The following is a 9,881-nucleotide window of genomic DNA, read 5'->3' on the forward strand; positions in this document are numbered from 1 at the left end:
ACAGTCACAGAAGACCTCCAGAAGTGGTGATCAGCTTTTAGGTTTGATAGGCTTTAATAGTGACTACACTCCATTGGGCTTCACTAGAGATAAAAAGGTACAACGAGCTATGGTCCGATTAGAAGCTTAGACTTGCCCTATAAGGCTACACATCATTAGATTCATCCTTACAATGAGCCAACTAGATGACATAGAACAAAAACTCACTAAGCTTGGGGCTCCGGCGTCGACCATCGTTGAGAAGTTCATTCAAGGGTCTGGGTCAGGCGGGCAAAAGATCAATAAAACCTCGTCATGTGTGTATTTAAAACATCTACCGACAGGCATCGAGGTCAAATGCCAAGGAGAACGCTCTCGAGAAACCAACCGACAACTAGCTCGTGAGGAGCTCTATCGGAAAATCAAGTCTCTCTACGACAAAGCTGCAGACGAGAAAAAAGACGCACGCGAGAAGAAGCGCCGGACCAACCGGCCACGTTCGCGCAACTCTAAGAACCGGATGCTGAAAGGTAAGAAACAGAACGCTCAAAAGAAAAATCTGCGCCGCAAGCCTGGAGTCCACGACTAAGTTCCATCTGAAAAAGGCTTCACACTTCTCACTTCCAACTTCACACTACAGCGCATGCAGCAATACCTCGACCTTTTGCAAGACGTACTCGACAACGGAGAAGAGCGCCATGACCGCACGGGCACCGGGACTATCTCAGTCTTTGGCCGTCAGTCACGCTACGACCTCCGCGAAGGATTCCCTTGTTTAACAACAAAAAAGCTGCACCTCCGCTCGATCATTCATGAGCTACTCTGGATTATCAAAGGCGACACAAACATTGCCTATCTTAAAGAAAATGGCGTCCGGATCTGGGACGAATGGGCAGATGAAAATGGCGATCTCGGACCAGTCTACGGCCAACAGTGGCGCGCATGGAAAAATGAAGAAGGCGAGACGATCGACCAGATCGCTCGCCTGATGCACGACCTCAAGCACAATCCACATTCCCGCCGCCACCTCGTTTCCGCTTGGAATGTTGGCAAGGTCGACGAAATGGCCCTCCCCCCTTGCCACCTCCTTTTCCAGTTTTACGTCCACGAGCCAACAACAGAAGGTGGCAAGCCTGGCCTATCTTGCCAGCTCTACCAGCGCAGTGCAGACCTCTTTCTCGGAGTGCCTTTCAACATCGCATCTTACGCTCTTTTCACCATGATGATTGCTCAGGTGCTCGGTTACGAAGCCCGTGATTTTGTCCATAGCTTTGGCGATCTCCACCTCTACAAAAATCACTTGGAGCAAGCTAGACTTCAACTCACACGCACCCCACACAAACTCCCGACAATGTGGGTGAACCCTGAGATAGACGACATCGATAAATTCACTTTCGATGACTTTAAGCTCGAAAACTACGAGCACGACGCGCACATCAAAGCAGCGGTTTCTGTCTAGCTAGAAGCGAGTAACCCATTTCAAATTACAAATCACACATATGAATCTTCCACGTAAAGGCTGCAAAGTTATCACTCTCGACGATATTCAATACCGTTGGAAAGCCTATTCCACGACCAGAGGCACTGAGGTGCGCGTTGCCTACAACGAAATTGAAGGCGGCCAAATCTTGGTAGCCCAAGTTCCCAAACTATTTAACCTCAAGTGGGTGACTCCGATCATCGACTTTGGCTTGGACAATGGTTGGGAGCCAGGTGAAGATCACGCCCCGATTTACATCCGTAAAATCAGAGAACACTTCCGCCTCCTCACTCCGGAAGAGGTCGAAGAAGCTAGCTCACGCTAGTCAGCTAGCTTTTAGCTTCTCCCCTGCCCCAAACAAAATTTCACCTCTACGGAACTATTCTAGTATTCTGTTAAAACTCACACACTCACATATGATCAAATTTCTCCACACCCGCATCCGCGTATCTAACCTAGATGCCACCACCGACTTTTATAGCAAGCTGGGTTTCGAGCCAGGCGACCGTAAGATTTCTCCAGAGGGCAACCAAATTGCCTTCCTTAATCTTCCCGGATCCGAGCACTTCCTAGAGCTCTGCTACTCACCTGATTTCAAGGTCGAATTCCCTGAAGACCTCATGCATACCTGTGTGGGCGTTGACGACGTCATCGAATATTGCGATAAACTTGAAAATGACGGGATTGAAATTTGGCCTGGAAACTGGCGTGAAAAATTTGCAGACCCAGCAAACCGTCAGATGGCATTTGTCACCGACCCTGACGGCTACGAGGTAGAGATCCTTCCGAACAAATAGCTCCAGGTCGCACTACTCTACTGAGTATGCTCATTTGCATCGACTCGCGTTAACTACGGACATCCAGACGCGACGGAGAACTTCCGTTGCGATCTTTATTGGTCCCTCGCCGCAACAGGCAAACGAGATGAAATCTGGAGCTATCGCAAACCTACACAAAAAGAACAACGCTATCGCTGGAGCATAGAAAGGAGTAGTCTGAGTCACTTGCTTAGTGGCTGCTGATGCCCTGGTAGGATACCTAAGTGGCATGGTCAAGAAAGTCGAGTAGGCTGCGGAATTCAGCATGGAGCAGAACCTTGATATTCACCTGTAATTCGATTAGTTGATTCGTCCAATTCCCATGCATCAGGCGTAATGTCATGGGTGAGATCAAAGCTATCATGCAGCGGAAATCGCTATGAATGGAGACCGCTCTCACTTTACCCCTCTCAATAAAGTCATCAAGACAATAAAAGCCACCGGACGCGACATGCTGGAAAAATACCAAGAAACTCCGCGCGGTGGACTTGCTGTGAATGTTACCGTGCGCTGGACGGGTGACATTTACATAAGCTAAAGCTACTTAGCTAGTCTATCCTATTGATCCATATTAGTAGTATCATGCCCAAACAAGATCATATCAAGTCCAAGCCTCGCTCAGATAAAGCGCTCTTGGTCGTGTTCTTTTTGATATGCTCAGCAGCCTCTACTTGCCTCTCACTCTGGCTACTTCAAAACGAAGTTCGCCTGCCATCGCTTAGCTCCAAAGCGAGGAAACAAGTCCCGCAACCTGAGCAATACGAAATCCTCAAGCAAGACATTGCTATAAGGAAAAGCCGCCTAGCCAAGAGATACAAAACTGCTAAAAATGACATGGAACGCAAAGCTGTACTTTCAGAGTCGCGCGACCTGTTAGAAATGATACTCCCTGAAATGATGCGTTGCTGGCTTGGCACAAAATGGGACTTCAACGGAATTTCTGAGACGCCAGGAGACGGGAAAATAGCCTGTGGTTACTTCGTCAACACAGTCATGCGCGATGCTGGCTTTTTACTACCACGCATCAAACTCTCCCAGCAACCATCACAAACAATTCTTGGCGCATTTGTCCCCAGAAGCGACATGACTATCCGTACCGGCATGGATTACCAAGCGTTTCACGAGATGGTCCAATCTAAAGCCCCAGGAATCTATATCGTAGGACTAGACAAGCATGTCGGATTCATCGTTCACACTGGAAACACACTCCACTTCATCCACTCATCAGGAAGCGCCCCATGGTGTGTAGTCGATGAAAGCAAAGAGAATGCAGTCGCCCTCCAACGCTCACACTACCGAGTCATCGGCAATGTGACAGCGCAGAGCCACACCTTAGAAAAGTGGTTACTAAACAAGTCAGTGTACCCCACAAACTAAGCTCCTAGCTTGGATAATTTTTTCTGCGCTTTTTTAATTAGAGCATCGGCAACCTTCTCATTGTCCGACATTTTGAGAAACTCTGCATAATTCTCCACCACTGCGGCATACTCATGCGTTTCACCCTCGATATGTTTTTCGTAGATATTCACAGCTGATTTAAAATGCTCGTCAGCCTTCTTCAACTCACCACCCTCAGAGAGCGATAGTGCCAAGTTTGCATGCGACTGAGCCGTATCTGGGTGTGCCCCGCCTAGAACTATTAATCGCGCTTCTAGAGCCATCATATGCATCTCCCTAGCCTGTGTATTTTTTTCAGACTTCAAGTAGAGCGCACCTAGATTATTACAGAGAGTCGCTGTTTTTTCGTGTTCCACCCCAAGCGCGTGATTACAGATTGCCAAGCCCTTGAGGAAAAGATCTTCGGCTGCTTGAAAATTACCAATAGAGCGGTAGACAAACCCCACATTATTATACACGTCTGCCGCCTCTTCAGAGTTCTCCATCCCCGCACGACTATAGAGTTCCAAAGCTCTCTCATAGAAACGAATTGCCTCAGCCTCATTCTCAACACTATCGTACAATACCGCCACGCTAGCACTGATACGACCCAGCATAAATGCATTATTGGGCAATTTATTAGCCAGCTCTAGAGCTTCTGAATAAATGAGCCTTGATTCCTCTAAGTGCCCAGTCTGACGCAGCACATCCGCTTGAATTTCTAAGCAATTGGCCAGAGCCTGTTCAGCGCCATCATCTTTGAGCTCTACCAAACCTCGGGCTTTATCCACTACAGCTAACGATGCGTGGTAGGCTTCACTCCATTCACCTTTTTCACAAAGTGATTCGACTCTGCTAGAGAGCATTTCCAGGATATTCTTAGTTCCAGCATTCATCTGTTGTTTATAAATTAAGGTTTAAGGGGAGACCTGCGATAGTAACAAATCTAACAAACGCATCAACAATCAAAATCGTTAAATCTCAGCCCAAGTGCTCAATGCACTCTGATCGGCTTTGAGGCAACCTGCCAAAGGCATCTTCGAGCGCTAGATTTGCCCTTCTGCGCCCGTCCCAAATACCTGAAATCTTGGCAAGTTCATTTTCAAAATGCTCCATAGCCCTCAGCGTCGCCCCTTTTGTTTTGAGATAGTTGAATGCACGCCTCAATAGATCAAAAACCTCATCATCGCTTTGACCATATTCCATCACATGCTCAGTTAGAGCAGTAAAATAACCTCCGAGTAGCACATCACGGTATTTCCCCCTGAGCCCTTCATGGTACTCGACAGGACACACTTCGCGTAGAGCGTGTAAACTTGACTTAGAGCTCTCCACCCACTCGATGTCGGCAATGTAAAACAAATCAATTTTGCCAGAGAAAGCTCCTTTAGTTCGCCTAGCCCCTTTTGCCACGGTCCTAATGAGCCCCGCCCCTTCCACGCACCAGGTCACAATCAAGCTAGTGTCGCTTAATTTTGTGAGTCGCAGAATGATACCTCGGCCGGATTGCATGCAGCACTCTTTCCTAACTCCCCACAAATCTCAAATCTCAAATCTCAAATTCAGCACTTGCATATCTGGACATACTTCACCAGCATCCGCCGCATTATGGCTCGCATCAACGACAACTTCCTCAAACTTAAAGCTGGGTACCTTTTCCCAGAAATCGGCCGCCGCGTGGCAGCATACACCGAAGCTAATTCTGACAAAGCTTCCACTCTTATCCGCTGCGGTATCGGTGACGTGACTGAAGCTCTACCTAAATCTGTGCAGGAAGCAATGCACAAGGCTGTGGATGAACTCGGCTGCCGCGACACCTTCCGTGGTTACGGTCCTGAGCAAGGCTACGGCTTCCTCCGCACAGCGATTGCCGACAATGCATTCGCTGGACTCGACATCTCGGCTGACGACATTTTCGTATCCGATGGATCAAAGTGTGACACTGGTAACATCCTCGACATCTTTGGCAAAGGAAACACCATCGCAGTCACAGACCCAGTCTACCCAGTCTACGTTGATACCAACGTAATGATCGGTAACACTGGCGAAGGTGATGAAGATGGTCGCTACGAAGGTCTTGTTTACCTTGCTTGCACAGCGGAAAACGATTTCGTGCCAGCTATCCCGGAAGAGAAAGTAGACATCGTTTACCTTTGCTACCCTAACAACCCAACTGGAGCATCCGCCACTCGCGAGCAACTTCAGGCATGGGTCGACTACGCACTCAAGAACGACGCAATCATCCTCTACGATGCAGCGTACGAAGCATTCATCCAAGACACAGATGTTCCTAAGTCTATCTACGAAATCGAAGGAGCGAAAGAATGCGCTCTCGAGTTCCGCTCATTCTCCAAGAATGGTGGATTCACGGGCGTACGCTGCGGCTACATCGTGATTCCAGACACAGTCTTTGGCACCACAGCTACTGGTGAAAAAATCAGCATCAAACAACTCTGGAGCCGACGCACATCCACTAAGTTCAACGGAGCCTCTTACCCAGTGCAACGTGGAGCAGAGGCAATTTTCAGCGACGCGGGTAAAGCAGAAGTTAAAGCTCTCGTAGAACACTACATGGGAAACGCAGCACTCCTCCGCACAGCTTGTACCGAGCTCGGACTCAAAGTATTCGGCGGCGAAAATGCTCCTTACGTTTGGGTGGCATGCCCAGAAGGACTCACTTCATGGGACATGTTCGACAAGATGCTTTCAGAAGCCAATGTTGTCATCACTCCAGGTTCAGGATTTGGCGCAGCAGGTGAAGGCTACTTCCGCATCTCAGCATTCAACTCACGTGCAAACGTCGAGGAAGTTTGCAAGCGCCTCAGAGCACTTCTCTAAAAAGGGCTGCTAACCATTTCTTTCAAAGGCAGAGCTTTAGCTCTGCCTTTTTTGATCGTATTTAAAGCGCCAGCATGCACAAGTTTCTTCCTTGGTCCAGAACTAAAATAAGGCACCTCTCATCTAGCCGGCCCAATGACTCTTGGCCATTGACAGACTTCACAATGCCAACTGAACGACAGCAATGCCACAGGGTTCTAGGTCTCCTATGATCAATCTATTTGCTACTTCTGCATCCAGCCATTGATGCGCTCCAGCAGGGATAACAACTTCTAAGTTATACGCCGCTTCAGTTGGATTGAAATTGAGAACTACCAAAAAAGCTTCATCACTTTCTCGGTCGTGTCGAAGAAATGCATAGATACTTTGCGCCACTTGTTCATCGCCCGCTTTAAATCTAGGGTTATCAATATTTGCTGAATTGAGGCCATACACACCGCCACGAACAAAGGCCGGTTCATCCATCAGAACTAACCATTCCGCATACCATTCTCGTAGATCTTTCTGCTCCTTGCTTAGCCCAGCTCCATCGTATGCACAGCCATTCACCCATTGTGAAAGCGCGGGTAGTGCTCCATAATCAAAAATGCTGCTCCGCCCGTCCTCCTTGGCAAAACCTACATCACCTACCTCACCTACCTCTTGCCCATTATAGAGCATAAATGGCCCGGAACCTACTGCGGAGAGAAAGGCTGTCACTACCTTGCCCATCTTGGCTCCGTGCCCCCCCCAATGGTGGCTAGAACTAAGGCGAACCTCATCGTGATTTTCACCGTAGCGCAGCATCTTTTCAAGACGAGTTTTCGCCCAAAGCACCGCATCTAAGTCAGTTACATTACGCCCTTCCTCCACCACACTCTTTACCAGTTCGTAGCTATCCCCGTCGTAAACCGTGTCAAATCCGTTAGCCAGTAGCGCTTTCAACACATTACCATGTGTCACCTTAGCTGGATCTCCATCATAGGCCTCAGCAATGAAATAACATTGCTTATCTCTCAAACGCGCGCGGCGTGTCGACCAAGCCCAGAACTCCATCGGAATCATGTGTGCCATATCACAGCGAAACCCATCGACGCCCATTTCCTGCCAATACGACAAAATAGCATCCATTTTCACCCACGTGTCTGGCACGTCAGCTAGCGGGGCTAAAGTATCTGGAAGACCATGCGTACCACGACCAGTGGTGTAATCGTGACCGTAGTTGAGTTTCACAGTTTCATACCAATCGCTCAGACTAGGCTCCCAAGTCGCTGCATTGTTGCCGGTCACACGCCCCTGACCTTCTGCGGAAAATACACCATTAGGCAAAACCATCGGTCCCTCTCCCTCTAAATAATAAAAATTGTTATTCCACTCGAAAAATTGATTTTTATCATCTTGGTCGCCAAAATTGAGATCTGGATAAATGTCACTATGGTAACTTCTTGCCACATGATTTGGCACAAAGTCGATGATAGTCTTCAGCCCCAACTCGTGACATCTGTCTAGCAGTTCAGAAAATTCCTCCAAACGATTTTCAGGCTCTATAGCGTAATCGGCGCAAACATCAAAGTAGTCACGAATCGCGTAAGGACTGCCCGCCTTGCCTTTGACCAAGACTGGAGAATCCGCGGGGATCGCTGGATATGCAGTTGAACTCACTTGCTCCAATACTCCGGTGAGCCAGATATGGGTAAACCCCATTTCTTTGATAGAGCTCAGGGCTACCTTCGTGATTTCTTCAAATTTTCCGCAGCCATTTTGCTCAATAGTTCCACCTTCAACACTGGCTGTATTGGTGTTGCTAAAATGCCTTACGAAGAGCTGGTAAATACTTATTCTCACTATGAGATTACACTCTCACTTAATCTTTTCAAAATAAACATAAATAGTCTAACAGTCATTTAATTCAATGGGAGGACGCAAGCGCCAATACGCTGCTAACAAACTACCAATCAAACAGTGATAAAGAGCTGATATAGCACAGGGTGTCATCGCTAGAGTGGAGAAATGATCCCTCGCTAGCTTCGAGCCCAAACCAGAATTCTGCATTCCTACTTCGATGCACAGCGTCCGGCAACTACGTTCCTCCAGCTTCAAAAGCTTTGCCACCAGATAGCCCAGCGCAAAACCTAAGAAATGCAAGATAAAGACTGCTGGCAACAAACTGGCAGCGTACTCGACAATCGACTCTTTCTTCAGACCTATCACCCCACCCACAATGAGCACAATCACTAGAACTGAAATCACTGGTGACACTGCTTTCACTTTATCTAACTTCCCCTTGAAGAAATGATTAAGAAAAACTCCTCCCACCACAGGAAGTAGAACAATGGTCACCATCGACCAAATCATCGCTCCCGCATCCACATCTAAAATGGCACTCGCATAAAACTTCGTCAGATAAGGAGTCAGCACCACTGCCAGAAAAGTCGAACACATCGTCATCAGCACACTCAATGCCACATTGGCTCGTGCCAAATAGCAGATCACATTACTAGCTGTGCCTCCTGGGCAACAACTCACTAGAATAACACCGAGCTTCAGCATCGGCTCTAGGTTAAACAACGTAGCCACCGACCAGCCAATAAAGGGCATGATGATAAACTGCGCAGCCACTCCCACAAAAACTTGCTTGGGTGTTTTCAAGACAGCTTTAAAGTCAGCCAAGCTCAGCGTGATTCCCATCCCGAGCATTATCACACCTAGACCAGCCGTCAGTAATTTCACCGACGTCCCCGGCACCACTCCTGTCAGAAACCAAGTAAAAGCTTCAGGCTGAAACCAAGCCCAAACAACTCCAAGTATCGTCCAGAGCCAAAATAGGTTCGTGCATGTTGCAAGGATTTTCATAAAAGTTGAGTTCTTATGCTAGAAGTTACTGAGTAGGTCAAGCGGTGCTTGTTAGCAGCACCGATACCTCCTAACCTCTCTATAGGCTACAGACTAGAGACCTCTCTCGCTATGGATAAAACTCTGATAGAAATCGACACATTCATTACTTACACTCTCGCCATCTTGGTGTTTTTTATCGGAATGCACTTGAACCAACGGTTCAAATTTCTGCGTGAGTATAACATTCCTGACCCAGTCACTGGCGGCATCATAGCTTCTGTTATTAGCTTAGCTCTCTACCTCTTTGCCGATTTTGAGCTCGAGTATAACCTCCATTTTCGAGACATCCTGCTGGTTTATTTCTTCACAACCATCGGACTCAACGCTCGATTTTCTGACCTGAAGAAGGGAGGCAAGCCATTGCTCATCCTGCTCGCTTTGACCATGAGCTACATGGTCATTCAGAATATTGTGGGCGTCTCTGGAGCTATGGCTATGGGTTTACCGAAGGCTATGGGAATCATGGCTGGCTCGGCCTCACTGATCGGTGGCCATGGCACAGCAATTGCGTGGTC

The 9,881-nt window shown here is 47.9% G+C and carries 13 protein-coding genes; 8 read left to right on the forward strand and 5 right to left on the reverse strand.

The features are described 5' to 3' along the window. The first annotated feature begins 172 nt into the window (after positions 1–172). From ABGY95_RS09930 to ABGY95_RS09945, 4 genes are all read left to right on the forward strand, one after another. Positions 173–568, forward strand: coding sequence for a peptide chain release factor-like protein (locus tag ABGY95_RS09930; RefSeq protein ID WP_347441525.1), 396 nt, complete (start codon positions 173–175; stop codon positions 566–568). A gap of 54 nt (positions 569–622) precedes the next feature. Further along, positions 623–1,438, forward strand: coding sequence for a thymidylate synthase (locus ABGY95_RS09935; protein WP_347441526.1), 816 nt, complete (start codon positions 623–625; stop codon positions 1,436–1,438). 40 nt (positions 1,439–1,478) lie between these two features. Continuing rightward, a complete protein-coding gene (locus ABGY95_RS09940; protein ID WP_347441527.1) occupies positions 1,479–1,784 on the forward strand; it encodes a hypothetical protein in 306 nt (101 codons plus the stop codon). A 91-nt stretch (positions 1,785–1,875) separates the two neighbouring features. Then, the gene (locus ABGY95_RS09945; protein ID WP_347441528.1) at positions 1,876–2,256 is read left to right on the forward strand and encodes a VOC family protein; all 381 of its coding nucleotides are present in this window, start codon (positions 1,876–1,878) and stop codon (positions 2,254–2,256) included. A gap of 241 nt (positions 2,257–2,497) precedes the next feature. Here the strand turns inward: ABGY95_RS09945 and ABGY95_RS09950 are convergent, their stop codons facing one another. Further along, complete coding sequence (locus tag ABGY95_RS09950) at positions 2,498–2,641, reverse strand: hypothetical protein (RefSeq protein WP_347441529.1); 144 nt, start codon at positions 2,639–2,641, stop codon at positions 2,498–2,500. A 15-nt stretch (positions 2,642–2,656) separates the two neighbouring features. Between ABGY95_RS09950 and ABGY95_RS09955 the strand changes: the two genes are divergently transcribed. After that, entirely contained in the window at positions 2,657–2,815 is a 159-nt protein-coding gene (locus ABGY95_RS09955; RefSeq protein ID WP_347441530.1) for a hypothetical protein, read from the forward strand. A 44-nt stretch (positions 2,816–2,859) separates the two neighbouring features. Further along, positions 2,860–3,654, forward strand: a complete 795-nt coding sequence (locus tag ABGY95_RS09960) for a hypothetical protein (protein ID WP_347441531.1) — start codon at positions 2,860–2,862, stop codon at positions 3,652–3,654. Here ABGY95_RS09960 and ABGY95_RS09965 read toward each other — a convergent pair. Further along, positions 3,651–4,550 (reverse strand): tetratricopeptide repeat protein, encoded by a 900-nt coding sequence (locus ABGY95_RS09965; RefSeq protein WP_347441532.1) that lies wholly within the window; start codon positions 4,548–4,550, stop codon positions 3,651–3,653. The genes ABGY95_RS09960 and ABGY95_RS09965 overlap by 4 nt on opposite strands. 85 nt (positions 4,551–4,635) lie before the next feature. Beyond that, positions 4,636–5,166 (reverse strand): DNA repair protein RecO, encoded by a 531-nt coding sequence (gene recO / locus ABGY95_RS09970; protein WP_347441533.1) that lies wholly within the window; start codon positions 5,164–5,166, stop codon positions 4,636–4,638. Between the two features lie 96 nt (positions 5,167–5,262). On the opposite strand from recO, the gene ABGY95_RS09975 reads away from it, so the two are divergent. After that, complete coding sequence (locus tag ABGY95_RS09975) at positions 5,263–6,492, forward strand: LL-diaminopimelate aminotransferase (RefSeq protein WP_347441537.1); 1,230 nt, start codon at positions 5,263–5,265, stop codon at positions 6,490–6,492. Between the two features lie 159 nt (positions 6,493–6,651). Here ABGY95_RS09975 and ABGY95_RS09980 read toward each other — a convergent pair whose 3' ends face one another. Then, positions 6,652–8,316 (reverse strand): alpha-amylase family glycosyl hydrolase, encoded by a 1,665-nt coding sequence (locus ABGY95_RS09980; RefSeq protein ID WP_347441534.1) that lies wholly within the window; start codon positions 8,314–8,316, stop codon positions 6,652–6,654. Positions 8,317–8,364: 48 nt separating this feature from the next. After that, positions 8,365–9,324: a bile acid:sodium symporter family protein gene (locus ABGY95_RS09985; RefSeq protein WP_347441535.1), complete on the reverse strand. Its 960-nt coding sequence runs from the start codon at positions 9,322–9,324 to the stop codon at positions 8,365–8,367. Positions 9,325–9,435: 111 nt separating this feature from the next. On the opposite strand from ABGY95_RS09985, the gene ABGY95_RS09990 reads away from it, so the two are divergent. Beyond that, the coding region (locus tag ABGY95_RS09990; protein ID WP_347441536.1) for a sodium/glutamate symporter at positions 9,436–9,881 on the forward strand (446 nt) is incomplete at its 3' end.

The organism is Rubritalea sp., assembly GCF_039830215.1.
Classification (GTDB): domain Bacteria; phylum Verrucomicrobiota; class Verrucomicrobiia; order Verrucomicrobiales; family Akkermansiaceae; genus Rubritalea.

Coding starts and splice junctions, on each gene's coding strand:
- ABGY95_RS09930 (WP_347441525.1), top strand. CDS start 173: ATGAGCCAACTAGATGACATAGAACAAAAACTCACTAAGCTTGGGGCT.
- ABGY95_RS09935 (WP_347441526.1), top strand. CDS start 623: ATGCAGCAATACCTCGACCTTTTGCAAGACGTACTCGACAACGGAGAA.
- ABGY95_RS09940 (WP_347441527.1), top strand. CDS start 1,479: ATGAATCTTCCACGTAAAGGCTGCAAAGTTATCACTCTCGACGATATT.
- ABGY95_RS09945 (WP_347441528.1), top strand. CDS start 1,876: ATGATCAAATTTCTCCACACCCGCATCCGCGTATCTAACCTAGATGCC.
- ABGY95_RS09950 (WP_347441529.1), bottom strand. CDS start 2,641: ATGATAGCTTTGATCTCACCCATGACATTACGCCTGATGCATGGGAAT.
- ABGY95_RS09955 (WP_347441530.1), top strand. CDS start 2,657: ATGAATGGAGACCGCTCTCACTTTACCCCTCTCAATAAAGTCATCAAG.
- ABGY95_RS09960 (WP_347441531.1), top strand. CDS start 2,860: ATGCCCAAACAAGATCATATCAAGTCCAAGCCTCGCTCAGATAAAGCG.
- ABGY95_RS09965 (WP_347441532.1), bottom strand. CDS start 4,550: ATGAATGCTGGAACTAAGAATATCCTGGAAATGCTCTCTAGCAGAGTC.
- recO (WP_347441533.1), bottom strand. CDS start 5,166: ATGCAATCCGGCCGAGGTATCATTCTGCGACTCACAAAATTAAGCGAC.
- ABGY95_RS09975 (WP_347441537.1), top strand. CDS start 5,263: ATGGCTCGCATCAACGACAACTTCCTCAAACTTAAAGCTGGGTACCTT.
- ABGY95_RS09985 (WP_347441535.1), bottom strand. CDS start 9,324: ATGAAAATCCTTGCAACATGCACGAACCTATTTTGGCTCTGGACGATA.